General features: G+C 57.6%; 19 protein-coding genes and 1 pseudogene. 6 read left to right on the top strand and 14 right to left on the bottom strand.

The window, feature by feature from the left end; translation table 11 throughout:
- Positions 1 to 119: 119 nt before the first annotated feature.
- Positions 120 to 1,430: an MFS transporter gene (locus K7H21_RS13635; RefSeq protein WP_004120718.1), complete on the top strand. Its 1,311-nt coding sequence runs from the start codon at positions 120 to 122 to the stop codon at positions 1,428 to 1,430.
- A 65-nt stretch (positions 1,431 to 1,495) separates the two neighbouring features.
- Here the strand turns inward: K7H21_RS13635 and K7H21_RS13630 are convergent, their stop codons facing one another.
- From K7H21_RS13630 to K7H21_RS13590, 8 genes and pseudogenes are all read right to left on the bottom strand, one after another.
- Positions 1,496 to 2,389 carry an ABC transporter substrate-binding protein gene (locus K7H21_RS13630; RefSeq protein WP_004120721.1) on the bottom strand — a complete coding sequence of 298 codons (894 nt, stop codon included), beginning with the start codon at positions 2,387 to 2,389 and terminating at the stop codon, positions 1,496 to 1,498.
- Positions 2,386 to 3,165 (bottom strand): amino acid ABC transporter ATP-binding protein, encoded by a 780-nt coding sequence (locus tag K7H21_RS13625; protein WP_004120723.1) that lies wholly within the window; start codon positions 3,163 to 3,165, stop codon positions 2,386 to 2,388. Before K7H21_RS13625 ends, K7H21_RS13630 begins: the two co-directional genes overlap by 4 nt.
- Entirely contained in the window at positions 3,149 to 4,075 is a 927-nt protein-coding gene (locus K7H21_RS13620) for an amino acid ABC transporter permease (protein ID WP_004120726.1), read from the bottom strand. Before K7H21_RS13620 ends, K7H21_RS13625 begins: the two co-directional genes overlap by 17 nt.
- Positions 4,076 to 4,084: 9 nt before the next feature.
- The gene (locus K7H21_RS13615; RefSeq protein WP_223035895.1) at positions 4,085 to 4,594 is read right to left on the bottom strand and encodes a GNAT family N-acetyltransferase; all 510 of its coding nucleotides are present in this window, start codon (positions 4,592 to 4,594) and stop codon (positions 4,085 to 4,087) included.
- 11 nt (positions 4,595 to 4,605) lie between these two features.
- Positions 4,606 to 6,879: pseudogene (locus K7H21_RS28985) on the bottom strand (NtaA/DmoA family FMN-dependent monooxygenase).
- 30 nt (positions 6,880 to 6,909) lie between these two features.
- Entirely contained in the window at positions 6,910 to 8,031 is a 1,122-nt protein-coding gene (locus K7H21_RS13600; RefSeq protein WP_004120739.1) for an amidohydrolase, read from the bottom strand.
- The gene (locus K7H21_RS13595) at positions 8,028 to 9,029 is read right to left on the bottom strand and encodes an LLM class flavin-dependent oxidoreductase (protein WP_123828096.1); all 1,002 of its coding nucleotides are present in this window, start codon (positions 9,027 to 9,029) and stop codon (positions 8,028 to 8,030) included. The genes K7H21_RS13600 and K7H21_RS13595 overlap by 4 nt, the downstream gene beginning before the upstream one ends.
- Before the next feature lie 454 nt (positions 9,030 to 9,483).
- On the bottom strand, positions 9,484 to 10,023 hold the full coding sequence (locus K7H21_RS13590) for an AAA family ATPase (protein WP_087829413.1): 540 nt from the start codon (positions 10,021 to 10,023) through the stop codon (positions 9,484 to 9,486).
- Positions 10,024 to 10,290: 267 nt separating this feature from the next.
- Here K7H21_RS13590 and ansP point away from each other — a divergent pair, with 267 nt between their 5' ends.
- Entirely contained in the window at positions 10,291 to 11,748 is a 1,458-nt protein-coding gene (gene ansP, locus K7H21_RS13585; RefSeq protein ID WP_223035856.1) for an L-asparagine permease, read from the top strand.
- Positions 11,749 to 11,797: 49 nt separating this feature from the next.
- Here the strand turns inward: ansP and K7H21_RS13580 are convergent, their stop codons facing one another.
- Positions 11,798 to 12,019, bottom strand: coding sequence for a YgdI/YgdR family lipoprotein (locus K7H21_RS13580; RefSeq protein WP_004120747.1), 222 nt, complete (start codon positions 12,017 to 12,019; stop codon positions 11,798 to 11,800).
- 170 nt (positions 12,020 to 12,189) lie between these two features.
- Positions 12,190 to 13,251 (bottom strand): 7-bladed beta-propeller protein YncE, encoded by a 1,062-nt coding sequence (yncE, locus tag K7H21_RS13575; RefSeq protein WP_142445710.1) that lies wholly within the window; start codon positions 13,249 to 13,251, stop codon positions 12,190 to 12,192.
- A gap of 263 nt (positions 13,252 to 13,514) precedes the next feature.
- Between yncE and pqqU the strand changes: the two genes are divergently transcribed.
- A complete protein-coding gene (gene pqqU / locus K7H21_RS13570) occupies positions 13,515 to 15,626 on the top strand; it encodes a TonB-dependent receptor PqqU (RefSeq protein ID WP_004120753.1) in 2,112 nt (703 codons plus the stop codon).
- Between the two features lie 73 nt (positions 15,627 to 15,699).
- Here pqqU and K7H21_RS13565 read toward each other — a convergent pair whose 3' ends face one another.
- Positions 15,700 to 15,999 carry a DUF406 domain-containing protein gene (locus K7H21_RS13565; protein WP_087829418.1) on the bottom strand — a complete coding sequence of 100 codons (300 nt, stop codon included), beginning with the start codon at positions 15,997 to 15,999 and terminating at the stop codon, positions 15,700 to 15,702.
- Positions 16,000 to 16,292: 293 nt separating this feature from the next.
- Here K7H21_RS13565 and rihA point away from each other — a divergent pair, with 293 nt between their 5' ends.
- Entirely contained in the window at positions 16,293 to 17,228 is a 936-nt protein-coding gene (gene rihA / locus K7H21_RS13560; protein ID WP_004120759.1) for a pyrimidine-specific ribonucleoside hydrolase RihA, read from the top strand.
- A gap of 44 nt (positions 17,229 to 17,272) precedes the next feature.
- On the opposite strand, the gene K7H21_RS13555 is transcribed toward rihA, so the two are convergent.
- The 3 genes from K7H21_RS13555 to K7H21_RS13545 all read right to left on the bottom strand — a co-directional run bounded on the left by K7H21_RS13555 (position 17,273) and on the right by K7H21_RS13545 (position 20,412).
- The gene (locus K7H21_RS13555; protein ID WP_004120761.1) at positions 17,273 to 18,310 is read right to left on the bottom strand and encodes an NADP-dependent oxidoreductase; all 1,038 of its coding nucleotides are present in this window, start codon (positions 18,308 to 18,310) and stop codon (positions 17,273 to 17,275) included.
- Between the two features lie 65 nt (positions 18,311 to 18,375).
- Positions 18,376 to 18,951: a helix-turn-helix domain-containing protein gene (locus tag K7H21_RS13550; protein WP_004120763.1), complete on the bottom strand. Its 576-nt coding sequence runs from the start codon at positions 18,949 to 18,951 to the stop codon at positions 18,376 to 18,378.
- A 165-nt stretch (positions 18,952 to 19,116) separates the two neighbouring features.
- Positions 19,117 to 20,412, bottom strand: a complete 1,296-nt coding sequence (locus K7H21_RS13545; protein WP_049115477.1) for a porin — start codon at positions 20,410 to 20,412, stop codon at positions 19,117 to 19,119.
- A 512-nt stretch (positions 20,413 to 20,924) separates the two neighbouring features.
- On the opposite strand from K7H21_RS13545, the gene K7H21_RS13540 reads away from it, so the two are divergent.
- Positions 20,925 to 21,443: a GNAT family N-acetyltransferase gene (locus K7H21_RS13540; protein ID WP_004120767.1), complete on the top strand. Its 519-nt coding sequence runs from the start codon at positions 20,925 to 20,927 to the stop codon at positions 21,441 to 21,443.
- Positions 21,440 to 21,889 (top strand): DMT family transporter, encoded by a 450-nt coding sequence (locus tag K7H21_RS13535; RefSeq protein WP_004120768.1) that lies wholly within the window; start codon positions 21,440 to 21,442, stop codon positions 21,887 to 21,889. The genes K7H21_RS13540 and K7H21_RS13535 overlap by 4 nt, the downstream gene beginning before the upstream one ends.
- Positions 21,890 to 21,897: the final 8 nt, after the last annotated feature.

Genomic DNA, 21,897 nt, shown 5'->3' with positions numbered 1-21,897 from the left:
TGCAGCGCATCTGTCCGGGCTACCGGTCCGCAGACGACTGAAAACCTGTAGCCCTCCCGGGGAAATATCTCTTATTGCCTGTACCCACAATACACAACCCTGCAAAGGAGTTGATTAAAATGCAACAGCAATTAAAACGCAGCAACGTGCGTTACAGTATATTACTGTTTTTATTTCTGGCTACCGTATTTAATTACGCCGACCGGGCAACGCTGTCCGTCGTCGCGCCTATTATGAGCAAAGAGCTAGGCTTTGATCCCGAGGCAATGGGGCTGGCCTTTTCTGTTTTTGGTATCTCCTACGTCATTATGCAAATACCCGGCGGCTGGCTGCTGGATAAATATGGTTCGCGGCTGGTCTACGGCTGCGCGCTCATTGGTTGGTCGATCGTCACTATGTTCCAGGGCACCATCTATCTGTTCGCCAGCCCGCTGGTAGCGCTGGTTATTCTGCGCCTGATGATGGGGGCGATTGAAGCCCCAGCCTTCCCCGCCAACAGCCGTCTGAGCGTGCAATGGTTTCCCAATAAAGAGCGCGGATTCGTCACCTCGGTCTATCAGGCCGCGCAGTATATCTCTTTGGGGATTATTACGCCGCTGATGACCATTATTCTGCATAATTTAAGCTGGCATTACGTATTTTATTATATTGGCGCTATCGGGGTCGTGCTCGGGATATTCTGGCTGGCAAAAGTGAAAGACCCGTCTAACCACCCGAATATTAATCAGCAGGAGCTCGACTATATTCGTGAAGGCGGCGGCGAGCCGGAATTAGGCACGAAAAAAACGCAGCAGAAATTAACCCTCGCGCAGATTAAAAGCGTCTGCGTCAATCGCATGATGATCGGGGTTTATATCGGCCAGTTCTGCGTGACGTCTATTACCTGGTTCTTCCTGACGTGGTTTCCCACCTATCTTTACCAGGCCAAAGGTATGTCGATCCTGAAAGTCGGCTTTGTCGCCAGTATCCCGGCCATTGCCGGATTTATCGGCGGCCTGCTGGGCGGCGTGTTCTCGGACTGGCTATTGAAACGCGGCTACAGCCTGACGACCGCCCGCAAGCTGCCGGTGATCTGCGGCATGCTGCTCTCCTGCGTGATTGTTGTCGCCAACTACACCACCTCGGAAGTGGTGGTGATCGCCGCCATGAGCGTGGCCTTCTTTGCTAAAGGTTTCGGTAACCTCGGCTGGTGCGTGCTGAGCGACACCTCACCGAAGGAAATGCTCGGTATTGCCGGCGGCGTGTTCAACATGTGCGGCAACCTGGCGAGTATTATCACGCCGCTGGTCATCGGCGTGATCATCGCCAACACCCACTCGTTTGATTACGCTATCCTGTACGTCGGCTCCATGGGTGTGCTGGGCCTGTTCTCTTATCTGTTTATCGTCGGGCCGCTGGATCGTTTGACGCTGACCCCGCGCGCCGCCTGATTTAACACCCTGGCGAGGATTCGCCCCCGCTGTTTCGCATCACACTCCTGCGAAACAGCGGTTTTTTAGTAGGTTATCCCCGGCGGGTTCACCGTCGATTGTGTCACCTCTTCGCCCTGCTCGCCCCAGCGCGCCAGCACCTTCTGGTATTCCCCGCGAGCAATCGCGCCATTCAGCGCCGCCTGCAGCGCCACCACCAGGCCGTTACCCTTTTTGGTCGTCGTGGCAACGTACGCTTTTTTCGGCCCCAGGCCGACGACTTTGGTTTTGCCGCTGAGCGCCGCTTTATAGGCTGCCACCGACTGCGGCCCAAAGAACACATCCGCGCGCCCGGACTGAATATAAAGGTTGCCCGAAGCGTCATCGGTCAGGTAGACCGGCAGCGCCGGTTGACGCCCGGCGGCTTCATTTTCGGCGTTCCAGCCGAGCAAAATCCGCTCCTGATTGGTCCCGGAACCGACGATCACCTTTTTACCCGCGAGATCCGCCGGTCCGTTGACGCTGGCGATATCACTGGTCGATTTCACGGAAAAGGCCAGCGAATCGACGCGATAGGTCGCAAAATCAAACTTCTCTTTTCGCTGCTCGGTCACCGCAATATTGACCAGCGCCACATCGTAGCGACCGGAAGTCACCCCCAGCGGCCAGTCCTCCCAAGCGGTGGGCACCAGCTTCAGCTTCAGCCCGAGGCTGCCGGCCAGCAGCCGGGCGATATCCGGGTCGCTGCCAATACGCGTGCGGTTATCGCTGGCCAACAGCGCCAGCGGCGGCGAGTTGAGCGCCGAAATCGCCACCGTTAAGGTGCCCGGCTCGACGAAAGCGTAATTTGCCGGGATCTTCGCGATCGCCTGTTCATCGCGAATCACCGGCAGCGGCTGCTCATTGGCGCGCAGGTCGATAGCCGCCTGCGATGCCGCGGATAAAGACAATAATGTCAGGGCCAAAAGTCCGTTTCTCATGCCGCTAATACCCTCGATAAGAACTGCCGCGTCCTCGCGTGCTGCGGGTGGTTCAGCACGGCGTCGCTGCTGCCCTGCTCGACAATTTTGCCGTCGACCATAAACACCACCCGATCCGCCACCTCTTTCGCAAAGCCGATTTCATGGGTCACCACCACCAGGGTAGTGCCGGAGCGCGCCAGCTTTTTAATCACATCCAGCACTTCCCCCACCAGTTCAGGATCAAGCGCGGAGGTCGGTTCATCAAACAAAATCACCCGCGGGTTCAGCGCCAGCGCCCGGGCAATGGCGATACGCTGCTGCTGTCCCCCGGACAGGTGTCGCGACCAGGCATCGGCTTTGTTGCGCAGTCCGACCACGTCCAGCAGGTCATACGCCCGCGCGATAGCCTCTTTGCGGGTCGCCTGTTTGTGGGCGATGGGCGCTTCAATCAGGTTTTCCAGCACCGTCAGATGCGGGAACAGATTGAAGTTCTGAAATACGTAGCCGACGTTGACCCGCTGGCGGAGGATCTCTTTCTCTTTCAGTTCGTACAGCTTGTCGCCTTTGCGGCGATAGCCGATATAGTCGCCATCGATCTGGATAAAGCCTTCATCGACGCGCTCCAGGTGGTTAATTGCCCGCAGCAGCGTCGATTTTCCCGAGCCGGACGGCCCGAGGATCACCGTTACCGTGCCGGGTTCGATTTCCAGCGACACATCATCCAGCGCTTTATGCCGGCCAAAGTATTTGCTGACGCCGGTAATGGAGATATGACCGTTACGAGAGTGGGACATGGGCAGGCTCCTGCGGTTGTGGGCGGCGAACGGGTTCAGCGCGACGACTGCTGCGGGCGGTATTGACCGCCGAGCGGCGTTCGCTGCGGGCGAGGCCGCGTTCGACCAGATACTGAATCAACGACAGCACGCTGGTGATCACCAGATACCAGGCGGCGCCGACCATCAGCAGCGGAATGACTTCCTGGGTGCGGTTGTAGATCATCTGGATGGTGTAAAACAGCTCCGGCATCGCCAGCACGTAAACCATCGCCGTCCCCTTGGCGAGGCTGATAATTTCGTTAAAGCCCGCCGGTAAAATGGTGCGCAGCGCCTGCGGCAGGATAATGCGCAGGGTACGACGGCTGGCCGGAAGCCCCAGCGCCGCCGCCGCTTCATACTGACCGTGATCGACGCCAAGGAAGCCACCGCGGATAATTTCGGCGGTATAGGCGCTTTGCACGAGTGTCAGCCCGACAACGGCGGTGGAAAACTGCCCCAGCACGTTGATGGTCTCAAAGCTGGCCCAGCTAATGCCGGTGAACGGGATACCGATCGATAACCTGTCGTAGAGATAAGAGAAGTTGTAGAGAATAATCAGCACCACGATCAGCGGCAGCGAGCGGAACAACCAGATATAGCCCCAGGCCAAACTGCTCAGCAACCATGAGCTGGAGAGGCGGGCCAGCGCCAGCAGGCCGCCGAGAATCACGCTCAGCGCCGTCGCCAGCAGGGTCAGCAGCAGCGTCTGCCCGAGACCCTCAAGGATCACCGGATCAAAGAACCAGCGGGCAAAAACGCCCCACTCCCAGCGCGGGTTAAAGGCGACGGACTGAATCACCACCGCCAGCGCCAGCAGCGCCAGCGCCGCGCCGACCGCCCGCAGCGGATAGCGTGCGGGAACAACCTTAATCGTTTCCGGGGTATGCATATTGACTCCTTAAGCGCTCTGGCTTAGCGCCGTGACCGCCAGCGCTTTCGTAAAGCGCAGTCGGCCATCGAACGGCGGCAGGCTGTACTCTTCCGGATCGCGGCTGAGGTCAAACTGCGCCTCGTAGCCCTGGCTCAGGTAGAGCCGCACCGCTTCCGGCTGCCGAAAACCGGTGGTCAAATAGATATGGCTGTAGCCGGCAAGCAGCGCCCGACGCTCCAGCTCCTGCACCACTTTCGCCGCCAGCCCCTGCTGGCGCAGACGACGATGGGTCCAGATACGTTTGATTTCCGCCGTATGGGCGTCTTTCGGTTTGTACGCGCCGGTGGCGATAATTTCGCCCTCGCGCTCCAGCACGATAAATAGCCCCTGCGGCGCCAGATACCACTCGGTCAGCTCGACTACGGCATCGCGGGAAAAGTAGTCGCCGTAGCGCGCGGCGTACTCGCCGAACAGGCCCTCAATAATCGGCTGCAGCTCCGGCGCTTCCGGAGAGACATCGCGGAATAGATCGCTCATCATGCCTCCTGTTAGTCGCCGAGTCCGGCCGGGTTAATTTCCGATTGCGGGATGCTCTCCACGCCTTCTCCCCAGCGGTTCAGCACCTTCGCGTAGTCGCCGCTGCGGATAGCGCCGTTCAGCGCCGTCTGTACCGGTTCAACCAGGCCGCTGCCTTTTTTCACCGTCACGGCAATATGCGCCGCCTTCGGCCAGCCGCCGTCAACGCTGCCCACCAGCTTCGTTTTACCTGTCAGCGCCGCTTTCCACGCGCCGATCACGTTGGGGCCGAAGAAGGCGTCGGCGCGCCCGGACTGCAGCGCCAGGGTCTGGGCGGCGTCATCTTTGGTATAAACCGGGGTAAACGGCTTCAGCCCCTTCTTGACGTTCTCGGCATTCCACGCCAGCAGAATGGCTTCCTGATTGGTACCGGAGCCGACGATAATCCGCAGCCCGGCGATATCCTCCGCTTTTTCAATTTTGCTAAGCGGACTGCTGCTCTTGACGTAGAAACCCAGTGAATCTTTGCGGTAGGTGGCGAAGTCAAACTTCTCTTTGCGCTCTTTGGTTACGGTGATATTGCTGACCGCCGCATCATATTTGCCGGAGGCGACGCCGAGCGGCCAGTCTTCCCATGAGGTCGGTACCACGTTCAGCTCAAGCCCAAGGCTGTCGGCCACCAGGCGGGCGATGTCCACTTCGCTGCCGAGCAGGGTTTTGTTATCGTCGGAAAACACGGTCAGCGGCGGCGAGTTCAGTGCGGCGACCGCGACGGTCAGTTTGCCCGGCACCGCCAGGTGAAGACCTTTGGGCAGCTGCGCGATAGCCTGCGGGTTTTTCGCCGTATGAATCGGCGTTTTATTAGCTTCAAGGCTCACGCCGGTGCCGTTGATCGTGACGTTCTGCGCCCAGGATGAGGCGCTAACTGCCAGCGCAAGCGCCAGGAGTAGCGATTTTTTCTGCGTTTTCTGCATAGCGGGTTTTCTCTATTATTGTTTTTGGAATTGATTGACGGGCTCTGCCAGCCCTAAGCTTTCGCGCAGCGTGGCGCCGGGATATTCCTGGCGGAATAATCCGCGCTGCTGAAGAATGGGCACGACCTGATCCACAAAGCGCGGGAAGGTGTCCGGCGTGCCGCCCTGGATAATAAAACCGTCCGCCGCGCGCTGTTCAAACCACAGCTGCAAACCATCGGCCACTTCTTCGGCGGTGCCAGAGAAACGCGGTCGCGGGCTGGCCGCCTCCAGCGCCACCTGGCGCAGCGTCAGGCCGCGTTCGCGGGCGTTGCGTTTTATCTCATCGGTGGTGCTGCGAAAGCTGTTCTGCCCGAGATCGCCGATATCCGGGAACGCCTCATCCAGCGGATACTGGGCAAAGTCGTGATGCTCAAAATAGCGGCCAAGATAATTGAGCGCGTCGTCAATCGATACCAGCGCGGCGGTGGTCTGGTATTGCTGCTCTACATCCTCGGCGCTGTCGCCAACGATGACGCTGACGCCCTGGAAAATATGCAGTTCGTTGTCCCGGCGGCCATGCGCTTCCAGCTGGCTTTTGACGTCGCGATAAAAGGCCTGGGCTTCCGCCAGAGATTCCTGATGGGTAAAAATAGCGTCGGCGTGGCTCGCGGCTAATTTTTTGCCGTCATCGGATGCGCCCGCCTGAAAGATAATCGGTCGCCCCTGCGGGGTGCGGGCAATATTTAGCGGACCGGCTACTTTAAAGAAATCGCCGTGATGATTAAGGGTATGCAGCTTATTTTTATCAAAGAACTGGCCGCTCTCTTTATTACGAATAAACGCGTCCTGCTCCCAGGAGTCCCACAGACCTTTGACAACCTGCAGATATTCATCGGCGATGCGGTAGCGCAGCGCATGGTCCGGATGCTGCGCGCGGGAGAAGTTTTTCGCCGAGCCCTCCAGCGGCGAGGTGACCACATTCCAGCCCGCGCGCCCGCCGCTCAGATGATCGAGGCTGGCAAACTGGCGGGCAGTGGTAAAGGGTTCGCTGTAGGAGGTCGATAGGGTGCCGACCAGGCCCAGACGCGAAGTTACTGCCGCCAGGGTGGATAATACGGTGAGCGGTTCAAAACGATTTAAAAAATGCGGGATCGATTTTTCATTAATATATAAGCCGTCGGCGACAAAAATAAAATCGAGCTTGCCCTCTTCCGCTTTTAACGCCGTCTGCTTAACGAACTCAAAGTTAATACTGGCGTCCGCCAGCGCGGCCGGATGGCGCCATGCCGACATATTTCCCGATGCGCCATGTAATATAGTGCCAATACGCAGTTGCCGTTGTTCAGACATCGTTAATCCTTAGTCTATGACCCTGAATAATTAAAGTTCTTTTAATGCCTGCTCTGCCAGATCGGCAAAATAGTGCGCCGCCGGCGCGATCAACCGCTCATCCGGGTTAAACGCCGGATGGTGAAGACCAAACTCGCTGGCGCTACCGATGCTGACGAAAGCGCCGGGTATATGCTGGAGATAAACGGCAAAATCTTCGCCACCGAGATGGAGATCCGCATGATGCGTGCGGTAGCCGGACTTATCGGCCACGTCGCTGGCGAATGTCGCCCAGCGCTCATCATTGACCAGCGCGGTCGGCCCGGCATACCAGAACACATCGATCTGCGCGCCGAAAGCGCTGGCGAACCCGGCGGCGATTTCGCTCACCCGCGCCTTTACCCGCTGCTGGACTTCGCTGCTGTGGGTGCGCAACGTCCCCTCCAGTTCGACGCTTTCCGGCAGGACATTCCAGGTATTACCGCCCTGAATCCGCGTCACGCTAAGCACCACGGAATCGAGGGTATTCACTTCGCGGCTGGCGACGCTTTGCAGCAGGGTCACCAGTTGGCTAGCCAGCAGAATGGCGTCCTTCCCTTCATGAGGCCGGGCGGCATGTGCGCCTTTACCGGTCACCTTGAAGACAAAGCGGTCGACGTTGGCGTAAAACGCGCCGCCGCGAGTAGCGAACTCGCCTACAGGCAGGCCCGGTTCATTATGCATACCAAAAATGGCGGAAACCCCCTCCAGAACCCCGGCGCGAATCAGGGTTTTCGCGCCGCCGAAACTCTCTTCCGCTGGCTGGAACAGAATGCGGACGCGTCCTGCAAGCTGCGCTTCGCGTTGTTTCAGCAGTAAGGCTGCGCCAAGGATCACGCTGGTATGAATATCATGCCCGCAGGCGTGCATCACGCCGGCATTCAGCGAGCGAAACGGCACGCTGGCCGCCTCTTCGATAGGTAGCGCATCGATATCGGCACGCAGGGCTATCACCTTATCGCCGCTGCCCACTTCGGCCACCGCGCCAGTTTTCAGTTCATAAGGCAGCAGGCTGATGCCGCCGCTCTGCAGCCAGTCGCGAATACGTGCCGTGGTGTCGACCTCCTGCAGCGAAAGTTCCGGGTACTGGTGCAGTTCGCGCCGCCAGCGTATTAGCTGTTCGGAAAGACTCATGGCTGCACCTCCGCGCTCAAATGCGCCTGAGCCAACAAACGCAGGGAGTTCAGACGTGCCGCGCCGTCGCTAATAGGCGTGTCGATTATAAATTCGTCGATGTTCAACGCCGACTGCAGGGCATCCAGCTGCGCTTTCACCTGCTCCGGGGTACCGAATAGCACCGCCGATTCCCGCCGGGCGATGCGCGTCGGCCTGCTACCCGCCTGGCGGGCAAACGCGGCCGCCTGAGCTTCGCTGCCGACGGTTACCCGCTGGCCGTTTTCCAGCTCAACGCCCCATACTTCCACGCCGTTTGCCAGATCGGCTGCGGTGGCAGAATCGTCGGCCACGATGACCTGGACGGCAATAATCGCGTCTCGACGGCTCAGTTCGCGCCAGCGGGTTAACACCTCGCGCAGCAGATGCTTATCGCCGTTGAGATGGGCGGCGAAGACGAAGTTCCAGTCCAGCTGCGCCGCCAGCTGCGCGCTTTCCAGGCTGGCACCGAGGAGAAAGCCGTCAGCGCGGCGCGGCGGGATCGGGGTTGCGCGGACGCTCTCTTCCCCGTCGGTTTCGGTCAACGACAGCCAGTTATCGAGTTGCGCCAGCTGGTCGGCAAAACTCCCTTTTTGCTGGGGATTAAGCCCCTGCTGCAGCGCGCGGGTGGAGAGCGGCAGGCCGCCGGGGGCTTTGCCCACGCCGAGGTCGATGCGGCCCGGCGCGAGGGAGGCCAACATATTGAAGTTTTCCGCCACTTTGTACGGGCTGTAGTGCTGGAGCATGACGCCGCCGGAACCGACACGAATCCGGCGGGTCTGGCCGAGGATCCAGGCGATCGCCAGTTCCGGCGACGGGCTGGCAAGCTGCTCGGTATTGTGGTGTTCGGCTATCCAGAAGCGATGATAGCCCCAGGCTTCCGCCTGTTGCGCGAGCGTTAATGTACGCGCCAGCGCCTGGGCGGCCGTTTCTCCGGCTGCCAGCGGGCTTTTATCCAGGATACTGATTCGATAAGACATTTCGCAGGCTCATGTGAATTAACATGTCTGCATTATTAAAAGCGGCTGCGGTCAGTGAGAAACAATTTATTTACATTTGCTCTGCCGGAAATTAGATATGCGGCGAGGAAACTGCCCCGGAGGCGATGCTGCGCATCTGTCCGGGCTACGGGTTATCAGCAATCTGTGGCCCGGTAGCCCGGCTAAGCGCAGCGCGAGCCGGGAAGAAGCCGAAGCAATGCCACGTCACGGCATATTCCCCGGGTTGCGGCGTAAACGCCTTACCCTGGCTACGGGTTACAGGCAACCTACGGTCCGGTAGCCCGGCTAAGCGCAGCGCGAGCCGGGAAGAAGCCGAAGCAATGCCACGTCACGGCATATTCCCCGGGTTGCGGCGTAAACGCCTTACCCGGGCTACGGATTACCGACAACCTACGGTCCGGTAGCCCGGCTAAGCGCAGCGCGAGCCGGGTGATTATCGGCTATTTTGCCGAAGCTCGCGCACCAGCGCCTCGGTCTGCCGCTGGTTGCGCAGACGCACAAAGCGAATGTGTTGATACTGGGAATCGCGCATATCCGCCAGATAGCGCCGGCGATTGTTGCGCCAGGTTTTCAGCGTCCACAAAATAATGGAGTCCCGGCTAAAGAAAGAGCGGCGGAAGGTTTCGCAGTTGCCGGTGCCGGGCCACAGCTCCTGGCGCCGGCTTGCGCGTGAAGCCGCGCGCCAGACGGCCTGGCGAATCGTGCGCCAGAAACTGTAGTCCACCCACACCACCAGATCCACGTCGCGCCATTTTACCGGGCGGCTGCGGTTATAGTTACCGTCCAGCACCCAGCCGGGCGCGGCGAGCGCGGTGGCAAGTTTGGCGTAAAACTCATCGTCCGGCGTACCTTGCCATTCGGGCAGCCAGTAGAGCACATCCATTTCGATATAAGGCAGCGACAGTTCCTGAGCCAGCCGACGCGCGAGGGTAGATTTGCCGACGCCGCTGGTCCCTACTACGTTGATTTTCATCGTGGTCTCTCGGGCAAAAAGCGGGCTGAAAATAATAGCGCACGTTGGGCAAAATCGATCAGCGAAATTTCCAGGTGATTATCCCCCCGCAGAACGCGGCGATCTCATTGATATTTAAGCAAGTGCGGTCCGTAAATCTTTTACGTGCGTCCATTTTCCGATACGTGTAGGATTCTCCGCCATGCTCGCTTATCTCATTCCTCAGAATGATGAGAGAGCCAGCAGCACGAACCACTCATGGACTTTGACAGGAAAATAGCGACATCAATGAATACAAAACACTCTAGCGTGGCGGAGCAGCACGCTGCCAAACGCCATTGGCTGAATTCGCATGAGTCCGGCTACCACAAGGCGATGGGCAACCGTCAGGTACAGATGATTGCCATCGGCGGCGCCATCGGTACCGGCCTGTTTCTCGGCGCGGGCGCGCGCCTGCAGATGGCCGGACCGGCCCTGGCGCTGGTTTATCTGGTCTGCGGCCTCTTTTCGTTTTTTATCCTACGCGCGCTGGGCGAACTGGTGCTTCATCGCCCTTCGAGCGGCAGCTTCGTCTCCTACGCCCGCGAGTTCCTCGGTGAAAAAGCGGCTTACGTGGCGGGCTGGATGTACTTTGTCAACTGGGCGATGACCGGGATCGTCGATATCACCGCCGTGGCGCTGTATATGCACTACTGGGGCGCGTTCGGCGACGTCCCGCAGTGGGTCTTCGCCCTCGGCGCGCTGGCGATTGTCGGCACCATGAACATGATCGGCGTGAAATGGTTCGCCGAAATGGAGTTCTGGTTCGCGCTGGTGAAAGTTCTGGCGATCGTGGCGTTTCTGGTGGTCGGGACTATTTTTCTTGGCACCGGCAAGCCGCTGGATGGCAATGCCACCGGTTTCCACCTGATTACCGATAACGGCGGCCTGTTCCCGCATGGCCTGCTGCCGGCGCTGGTACTGGTACAGGGGGTGGTGTTCGCCTTCGCCTCTATCGAACTGGTGGGTACCGCCGCTGGCGAGTGTAAAGATCCGCAGACCATGGTGCCGCGCGCTATTAACAGCGTTATCTGGCGTATTGGTCTGTTCTACGTTGGCTCGGTATTGCTGCTGGTGCTGCTGCTGCCGTGGAATGCCTATCAGGCCGGGCAGAGCCCGTTCGTCACCTTCTTCTCGAAGCTGGGCGTGCCGTATATCGGCAGCGTGATGAATATCGTGGTGTTAACCGCCGCGCTCTCCAGCCTCAACTCCGGCCTCTACTGCACCGGGCGTATTCTGCGCTCCATGTCGATGGGCGGTTCCGTGCCGAAGTTTATGTCGAAAATGAGCCGCCACCACGTGCCCTACGCCGGGATTCTGGCGACGCTGGCGGTGTATGTCGTTGGGGTGTTCCTCAACTATCTGGTGCCTTCGCAGGTGTTTGAGATTGTCCTGAACGTCGCTTCGCTGGGGATTATCGCTTCGTGGGGCTTTATTGTGGTGTGCCAGATGCGCCTGCGTAAGGCGATTAAGGAAGGCAAAGCGGCGGACGTCAGCTTCAAGATGCCGGGAGCGCCCTTTACCTCCTGGCTGACCCTGCTGTTCCTGCTGAGCGTGTTGGTATTAATGGCTTTCGACTATCCGAATGGAACCTATACCATCGGTTCGATTCCGCTGATCGCCGTACTGCTGGTTGCCGGCTGGTTTGGCGTACGTAAGCGCGTGCATGATATTCACAGCACCGCGCCGAATATTGAAAAACCGTAACCCGTTCCTTTTGCGGTTTGCCCCACCGGGCAAACCGCAACTGCACAACTTAATTATCTTCCACCAGCTGAGCGACGTCGCTGCTGTTAATCTGGCGCTTATTGCCTGACTCATCGGTATAGCTGGTCATGCCGGTATCCTTATCCAGCTGCGGCTTGCCCTGCGTCACGATAGTCTGCCCGCTTTTCGTCGTCATCACATAGTTTGAGCTACAGCCCGCCAGAAGGGCCAGCATCGCGCCGGCACAAACGACCATAAATGATTTTTTCATCTTTTCTCCAGGATTAATGCCACCGTCCCGCTTGCGCAGGAAAGACGTCAGTTTATAGCCATTATATTTATCAGGCTAATAAGTGTTTGTAACAGAGGGTGATATCGCTGAAGGCGCCGGCCGCCGCCGGCGGACAGACTTTCAGGAGGGGTTACCCCCTCCCGTCAGGATCACAGCGCGATGCGAATAACGTCATCCGGCTGGGTGGCCTCTTTCTGGCGTGTCGATTCCTGCTTCACGCTGACGTACAGCGTTTTGCCATCGGCGGAGAGGGTCAGGCTGTTCGGGTGAGTCGGGGTTTTAAAGGTCTTGACCACTTTGTAGGTCTTACCATCGATCACGCTCACTTCGCCGGCTTTACGGTGGGTCACGTAGGCTTCGTTGCGGGTCGGGTTAAACAGCACGGCCAGAGATTCCGGCGCGGCGATTTTCTCCAGCACTTTACCATCGCGAATATCGACCACCAGCACTTCCGGCTGTTTGCCATCGGTGATAAAAGCCCGGTGACCAGCGGTATCGAGGCTCAGGTTGAGGTAGAAGTGCTCTTTGCCGTCATCCTGCAGTTTCTTACGCGTCAGGATCTTATTGCTGGTGCTGTCGATGGTCACCAGTTCGCCATCGGCGTTGGTGGTGTAGATACGGTTCGCTTCCGCATCCACCGCCAGGCCCGTCGCCATCGCGCCGGTATTGGCAATAGTGTCTTTCAGCGTCAGCTTGTCGCCGTCCACCACCCAGATCACGCTCTCTTTACCCAGCCCGGTGATGTAGACAGTATTGGTTTTCTCGTTAACTGCCAGTTCGCGCGGGGCTAGCGGGCGCACGGTTTCGCTGCGCTGACGGGGATCGAGCACCAGACGCCCTTTCACCTTGCCGGTTTTTGCATCAATTGCCGTCACGCTGCTGTCGGTGGTGTTGCCAAACCACAGGGTCTGGGTAGCGTTGTTGATCGTCGCGCCGAACGGTTTTAGATCGTTATGAATAATCTGCGTCACTTCCAGCGTCGTCGGATCGAGACGGTAAACAATACCGCCCTTGTCCAGCGAACGGCTTTGCGAAGTCGCCACCCACAGCGCATTCTCCTGCTGGCTATAGGCCATTTCGTACGCGCCTTTACCAACAGCTTTGCGCAGCATTTCTTCCGCCGCGTGGGCGCTGAAGCTCCCCGCCAGCAGTAATGAAGTTAATAACAGTGAACGGCGCAGACGCGGCGCGGACAGATGACGTAATGACATGACGACTCCCTTTGATAAAACGAATATGTGCCTGCTCGACAGTGCTTCCGGGGCGCAAAATCATGGCTTTGCGCTACTCTTTGTAATGCGAATAGTAATCATTATTTATCGCAATGTGGAGAGTTAATTGCGTTTAGTCCATCCGGCATCACGCAATTCTTGCTATTTGTTAACTCAAATCCTGTTAAGTCTTTTCAAAAAATTTACAAAAGAGTTAACATATATACATATGTTCCGTTTGGTTCGTTTTGCGAGTAACTTTGATGAAAATCCTTTCCGTGCGCGCCGCCGCGCTCCCCGCACTGCTTCTGCCGCTTATATCCTCAGCGCCAACTGCCCACGCCGCTGAACAGACCATGGTGGTTACCGCCGCACCGTCGGCGGTTTCTGAACTCGATACTCCCGCCGCCGTAAGCGTGGTTAACGGCGACGAGATGCGCCAGGCCGCGCCGCGGGTCAATCTTTCCGAGTCGCTGGGCGCGGTACCGGGGCTACAGGTGCAAAACCGTCAGAACTATGCGCAAGATCTGCAGCTTTCGATTCGCGGCTTCGGCTCCCGCTCCACCTACGGCGTACGCGGGCTGCGCATATACGTCGACGGCATTCCGGCCACCATGCCCGATGGCCAGGGACAAACCTCGAATATTGATATTGGCAGCCTCGATTCGCTCGAAGTACTGCGCGGACCTTTTTCCGCCCTCTACGGCAACTCCTCCGGCGGGGTGATTAACGCCACCACCCAGACCGGCAGCCAGCCGCCCACTATCGAAGCCAGCAGCTACTACGGCAGCTTCGGTACCTGGCATTACGGTATGAAAGCGACCGGCGCGGTCGGCGACGGCAGCCATGCGGGCGACGTCGACTATGTGGTTTCCACCAACCGCTTCACTACCCACGGCTCCCGCGATCATAGCGGCGCGCGTAAGAATCTCGCCAACGCGAAGCTCGGCGTACGTATTAATGACGACAGCAAACTGACCCTGCTGTTTAATAGCGTGGATATTAAAGCCAATGACGCGGGCGGCCTGAGCTATGACGAATGGCAAAATAATCCCCGCCAGTCCCCAAGAGGCGATCAGTACAATACTCGCAAAACCATTAAACAGACCCAGGCCGGTTTGCGCTACGAGCGCCAACTGAGCGAGCAGGACGATCTGAGCGTGATGATGTACGCCGGCGAGCGTGAAACCACGCAATATCAGTCGATTCCTCGCGCTCCGCAGCTCAAACCCACCCATGCTGGCGGCGTGATTGACCTGACGCGTCACTATCAGGGGATTGATACCCGCTGGACCCATCGCGGCGAGCTGCTGGTGCCGGTCACTTTTACCACCGGACTTGATTATGAAACCATGACCGAGCGCCGTAAGGGTTATGAAAACTTTGTCATGAGCAACGGCGTGCCGCAGTACGGTGAAAAGGGCGACCTGCGCCGCAACGAACGCAATTTGATGTGGAACGTTGACCCCTATTTGCAAACCCAGTGGCAGCTCACCGAGAAACTCTCTCTTGACGCCGGCGTGCGCTACAGCTCGGTGTGGTTCGATTCCAACGATTATTACGTTACGCCGGGTAACGGCGATGACAGCGGCGAGGCCAGCTATCATAAATGGCTGCCGGCGGGCTCGCTGAAATACGCGGTAACCGATGCCTGGAACGTCTACATCTCCGCCGGCCGCGGTTTCGAAACGCCGACCATCAATGAGCTTTCCTATCGCTCAGGCGACCAGGGCGGGCTGAACTTTGGCCTGCAGCCTTCCACCAACGAAACCGTTGAAGTTGGCAGCAAAGCGCGAATCGGCAACGGCCTGTTGACCGCCGCGCTGTTCCAGACCGATACCGACAATGAGATTGTCGTCGACGCCAGCAGCGGCGGGCGCACCAGCTATAAAAACGCCGGTAAAACGCGCCGTCAGGGGATGGAGCTGGGGCTGGATCAGCAGTTCGGCGAGAGCTGGCGTTTAAAAGCGGCCTGGACCTGGCTGGATGCGACCTATCGCACCAATGTCTGTGACGATACCAGCTGTAAAGGCAATCGTATTCCGGGGATTGCCCGCAATATGGGCTACGCTTCCTTCGGCTATCAGCCCGAGAAAGGCTGGTACGCGGGCAGCGATATTCGCTATATGAGCGATATTATGGCTAACGATGAGAACACGGCCAAAGCGCCGTCCTGGACGGTGGTCGGCCTGACGACCGGCTATAAATGGAGCTACGGCAAGATGGATATGGATCTGTTTGGCCGGGTAGATAACTTGTTCGACCGCAGCTACGCGGGCTCGGTTATCGTGAATGAATCCAACGGCCGCTACTACGAACCGGCGCCGGGCCGTAACTACGGTATCGGGCTAAACCTGGCATGGCGGTTTGAGTAACGCTTGACCACGGCACCTCAACGGGATCGCGCGCAGGATCCTGTTGAGGCTGAGCCGTGGGCGCTCACTGACGTTAAATAACGTTTCTTAACGACAATTCGAAAATGATCTTTTCCGCCTGGCAGGAGAAGGCAATCGAAGCCTCAAGCTTTGCCTCATCACCGGCGGGCACGATGGTATAGTCGACCTGCGGCGGCTCGCTGGCGGGGGCGGCGGCAAGGGCACGTTCGCGGACCGCCGCGATGGTGGACTCAGCCTCTTCGCGGCTGGCGAAGTTTTTCTCAACCCGCCAGACGCAGTCCTCATTATCAATAATCGAGCCTACGTCGATGGCACAGCCTTTGGTACTGCATTTATCTACAACATCTTTCATTGCAATTATCTCCTGGAGTTTTCTTTAGAATAAGAATCCGCTGACGGAAAGCAAACCAGTAATATTCGTATGGTTGCGTCGTTTTATCATTATAGGCCTCCACGGGAAGCGACTTCTTGCGCCACCGCATGGCTACCTCCTGATTGCGCACAGATCAACCAGCTATGTTGGCTAAGCGTCGCGCGATGTCGGCGCTCAATCGTGCACGTCATCACACTATCCTGCGTTGAGCCTCGTTTATGTCGCTTTACGGCGTTACCCTTGTCACAAAACAACGCCAACAAGGAGCTGCCATGGCACTGCCAGTAATTATCGATTGCGATCCGGGTCATGATGACGCGATTGCCCTCGTTCTCGCCCTCGCCTCACCCGAACTTGATGTTAAAGCCGTGACGTCCTCCGCGGGAAACCAGACCCCGGACAAAACCCTGCGTAACGTACTGCGCATGCTCACCCTGCTTAAACGCCCGGATATCCCGGTAGCCGGCGGCGCGCTTAAGCCACTGATGCGGGAGTTGATTATCGCCGACAACGTGCATGGCGAGAGCGGTCTTGACGGCCCGGCGCTGCCGGAGCCGGGCTTTGCCGCGCAAAGCTGCACCGCCGTCGAGCTGATGGCCAATATCCTGCGCGACAGCGCCGAACCGGTTACGATCGTTGCCACCGGCCCGCAAACCAACGTCGCCCTGTTACTCAACAGCCATCCGGAACTGCATGCCAAAATCGACCGTATTGTGATAATGGGCGGCGCAATGGTGCTGGGGAACTGGCAGCCGGCAGTCGAGTTTAATATCTACGTCGACCCTGAAGCCGCGGAGATCGTTTTCCAGTCCGGTATTCCGGTGGTGATGGCTGGGTTAGACGTCACCCATAAAGCGCAAATCCACGTTGAGGATATTGAGCGTTTCCGCCGTATCGGCAACCCGATATCCACCATCGTCGCCGAACTGCTCGACTTCTTCCTTGAGTACCATAAGGATGAGAAATGGGGCTTTGTCGGCGCGCCGTTGCACGACCCGTGCACCATTGCCTGGTTGCTGAAGCCGGAGATGTTTACCACCGTTGAACGCTGGGTCGGCGTGGAAACGCAGGGGAAATATACCCAGGGGATGACGGTCGTCGATTTTTACAATCTGACCGGTAAGCAGCCGAACGCAACGGTGATGCTCGATGTCGATCGCCAGGCGTTTGTTGACCTGCTGGCCGATCGGCTGGCGTTTTACGCGTAAATCATCATAAAACCCGGCGGGCGCGGCGCCTGCCGGGAAAGCGATTACTCATCCGGAGAGACGCGAACCACCACTTTACCGAAATTCTCGCCCTTCAGCAGACCGATGAGCGCCTGCGGTGCGTTCTCCAGGCCGTCAACAACCTGCTCGCGGTATTTGATTTTCCCTGCCTGCACCCAGCGCCCCATCTCCTGCTGGAACTCGGCAATCCGGTGACCATAATCCTGGCCGATAATAAAGCCCTGCATACGGATGCGTTTTTTGAGGATCGTCGCCATCAGCAGCGGCAAGCGATCCGGGCCGTCGGGTAGCGCGGTGGCGTTGTAGCCGCTGACCAGGCCGCAAACCGGCACGCGGGCCGAGGTGTTCAACAGCGGCAGCACTTCATCGAATACTTTGCCGCCGACGTTCTCATAGTAGATATCGATGCCCTGCGGGCAGGCTTCTAACAGCTTAACGGCAAAATCGGGCGCGCGGTGATCGATACAGACGTCGAAACCCAGCGTCTCTACGGCATAGCGGCACTTCTCGCTGCCGCCCGCAATGCCTACCGTACGGCAGCCTTTTAGCTTCGCTATCTGTCCGACCGTTGCGCCAACCGGCCCGGTGGCGGCGGCGACCACCAGCGTCTCGCCCGCTTTTGGCTGGCCGATATCGAGCAGCCCCATATAGGCGGTAAAGCCCGGCATACCGAGGATCCCCAGCGCCCACGAAGGGTGTTCCGGGCTGTCGCCTAACTTCACCAGCCCGCTGCCGTCGGAAAGTTCATAATCCTGCCAGCCGCCGTAGCCCAGCACCCAGTCGCCGGGCTGAAAATCGGCATGGTTCGATGTCACCACGCGGCTCACGGTGCCGCCAACCATCACCGCGCCAATGGCGACCGGCGGCGAATAGGAAGGCGCGTCGCTCATCCGCCCGCGCATATAGGGATCCAATGACAGAAAGACGGTGCGCAGCAACAGCTGCCCCGGCCCAGGAGACGCGACCTCGCCCTCTTCCAGGCGGAAATTCTCCCCGGTTGGCTCGCCGTGCGGACGCGATGCCAGCAGCCAGCGGCGGTGGCGTTGCGGATTGAAAGCCATAACACACTCCTCTTTTGACAAGTCTGTATTGAGGCTAGCTGCTTTCCCGGCAGCGCGCATTGACATTATGAGGCAGATTGATTGAGTCGGACGACCAGATAGACGCAGGGCAGCGCGGTTTCATTAATAAAGCGGCAGTCGTTAGGCGGCCCGAGCTCCAGGCAGTCCCCCGCCTGCATCTCGTGGCGCGCATTGCCTTCGATAAACACCAGCTCGCCCTGCTGTAGCCAGATCAGCTGCCGGGCCTGGGCGTAGGATGACGCAGGCATTGGCACATCGCTGCCGGCCGGAAGCTCCACCTGCACCAGGTCGATTGGCAGGTCGCTGCGCGGCGAAACGTGGCGCCGCAGATAGTGGCTCTGCGGATCGCGCCACACCGGCTGATGCGCAAAGCGCAGCAGCTTGCCTTCCTGCATCTCCGCCCTGGCGATCAGCGTCGACATACTCATGCCGAAGGCGCCGGATAACCGTCCCAGCATCGATGCCGTCGGGCTGCTTTCGCCGCGCTCGATCTTGTGGATCATCGCCCGCGACGCCCCCGCCCGCTCCGCCAGTTCGTTCAGCGACCAACCGCGAGATTCCCGCTCGATTCGGATACGTGCGCTGATGCGCTGGTTAAGGTTGTCTTCTATAGTATTCATAGCGTGACACTATAGTGTAGCCCGCCTGTTTGCACAACCAGACGCCCGGCGTCGGAAATGAAGATGAAAAAGCCCGGCGCATCATTGGCCGGGCAAACACAGAGAGTCATTCAATCCGTTAATTTGAACAGCATTACGGCAATAAATGAAAAGAAATTATCCCGCTTAGATAAAGACGCGCAGACCCACTGCGCCAAGATGGTCGTCAATATTCCACGCTTCATTATCGTTGCCCCAGGCTTTTTCGTAGCCATATTCAAGATAAGTGACCGCGTTTGCGCCGAGCCAGTAATCGGTACCCAATACCGTCGACTGGAAGTGCTGTCCCTCCATCGCATCGCCGCCCTGCGACCAGTTAAAATCAACGTACACGCCCCAGGCCGGGGTGATTTTAAACTGTGAGTCATATTCCAGACCGAGAACCGTTTCCTGGTCATCACCCTGCGGGTTATTATGTTCGTAATGGCCGCTGGTCGCCGCGTTAACATCATTCACTTTATTGAGGTAATAAGTCACTTCCGCGCCGTTATACCAGGCATGATCGCCAACGCTTGTCGTATATTTCGCGTTCATGCCCATGCTATAAGTATTGCCGTCATAGGCATCGCCGTTATTATCGGTGTAATTAAAACAGTGGCCATTCGGGCCAAAATTCTGGCAGCCGCTGACTGAACCGCTATTTACCGTGTAATTGTTATACGCCACCGCGCTGGAGACGGAAAAGCCGTTATCCCAACGGTACTGCGCGGCAACCGCCGCTCCGCCGTGAACGGTGGCTGACCCATCGCGGTAGGCGTCGTGCAAGTTGGGGCCATCGCCATAGGAAGCAAACCCGATGCTGTCGACGTTGTCATTGCCTTGTCCCATGACGCCAACAGTCATATTTTTATCACTGTAATAGTAGATCGCCGCAGAATTAATTATATCCGTCGACATCCCGGCGGTATCATGTTTCGCTTTACCGCCCCAGGCATAAGTCGTATCAATACCCAGTCCCCAGTCGGTAGGGGCGTATTGTTTGCCGAAGGTCACGACGCCATATTGATCGTTACCAATACCGGCATACGCCTGCCGCGTATAGACATCGTTGCCCTGATCATCGGTGGCGGAATCTAAACCATGAACACCGGTCTCATAATAACCGACGGCATAATTACTCAGGCCATTCAGGTCAAAATTATGGCGCAGGGCAATCCCCAGCCGCGAGTCATTATTCTGTATATTATGTTCCTGAGTATGAGCAGAATCCGTTTTGGCCATTAAACGTACGGATCCTAAAATACCGATTGCCGTATCGTCATTACTCCACAGCGTCTCCCCTTTGGTCTGCGTTGCGGTATAAGCCGGCGCAGCCTGTAGCGCAGAAGGTTCCGCCGCCATTGCGCTATTCGCGAATAGCGTACCGATGGATATTGCCAGTACTGAAGGCATGAATTTTTTCATATTTTGTGTCTGCGCCATCGCTTCACCCTTTTAGCAAATTTATTCCGTGCGTATAAATACGCACAATATTGTGAGTAGAATATGGTTATATAAAAACCAACAGAGCAGCGCGCTATATTAAATAGCGACCCGCATACTCTGATTAATCACAATATATCCGCGAGGATTGAGTTATTTCTATTGGCTGAAATGCAAAAAAGGAATGCCATCACAACGAATCACACCATTATCAATAAAATCATGGAGTTACATTATTACTGGCACCATTGCCAGATGTCATTAAACAATAATAGTGGTAAATAAAAATGTGGAATGTTACGGCAAATTAATAGCAATATATTAAATGAATTATCGAATTAAAAATTATCGATGTGAGTGATGATTTTGCCGCCGGACCCGGCGACGCAATCCTCGTATCCTCCGACGCAGCTCAGCCGAGGAGAAAATTTCTGCCTAAAACAGATGACAGCCTTGCGTACATTATTGTAATAATATCGTACTACTATAGTGTACAAACCTTGAGGGTTACCATGACCATCCGCCATGCCAGCAAAGACGATTGCGCGGCAATCGCTGAAATCTACAACCATGCGGTACTGCATACCGCCGCTATCTGGAACGACAAGACCGTCGATACCGACAACCGTATTGCCTGGTTTGAGGCCCGACAGCTCGTCGGCTATCCGGTGCTGGTCAGCGAAGAAAACGGCGTGATTACCGGTTACTCCTCCTTCGGAGACTGGCGCGCCTTTGACGGTTTTCGCCATACCGTCGAGCATTCCGTCTATGTTCACCCCGATCATCAGGGTAAAGGGCTGGGCCGCAGCCTGCTGGTCGCCCTCATCGCCGAGGCGAAACGGTTAAATAAGCATGTTATGGTTGCCGGTATCGAGGCGCAAAATCAGGCTTCACTGCATCTGCATGATACCCTGGGCTTTATCACCACCGGGCAAATGCCGCAGGTAGGCACCAAATTTGGTCGCTGGCTGGATCTGACCTTTATGCAGCTGCAGCTTGACGATCGCCGCGATCCGGACGGCAGCGCATGAATCAAACCCTGACCCTCGCCTGTTTAGTGGCCGCCGGCGTCGGACTGGTACTGCAAAATACGCTGATGGTGCGCATTACCCAGTCCGCATCGACTATCCTGATCGCCATGCTGCTTAACTCGCTGGTCGGCATCGTGATTTTCGTGACCATATTGCTGCTTAAGCACGGCGCGGCGGGGTTTCAGGAGCTGGCGATTAGCGTAAAGTGGTGGACGCTCATTCCCGGCCTGCTGGGCTCGTTCTTCGTCTTTGCCAGCATCAGCGGTTATCAGAACGTCGGAGCGGCAACCACCATTGCGGTGTTGATTGCCAGCCAGCTGGTGGGGGGGTTAGTGATGGATCTGATTCGCGCGCACCACGTCCCGCTTCGCGCGCTGATTGGCCCGCTCTGCGGCGCGGTGATGCTGGTGGTCGGCGCCTGGCTGGTGGCCAGACGCCAGTTCTAGCCGCTAAG

The sequence above is a fragment of the Klebsiella sp. CTHL.F3a genome, from assembly GCF_019890895.1.
Classification (GTDB): domain Bacteria; phylum Pseudomonadota; class Gammaproteobacteria; order Enterobacterales; family Enterobacteriaceae; genus Klebsiella; species Klebsiella grimontii.
Note: the sequence above shows the minus strand (reverse complement) of the source record. Positions and strands in the feature narration are given on the sequence as shown.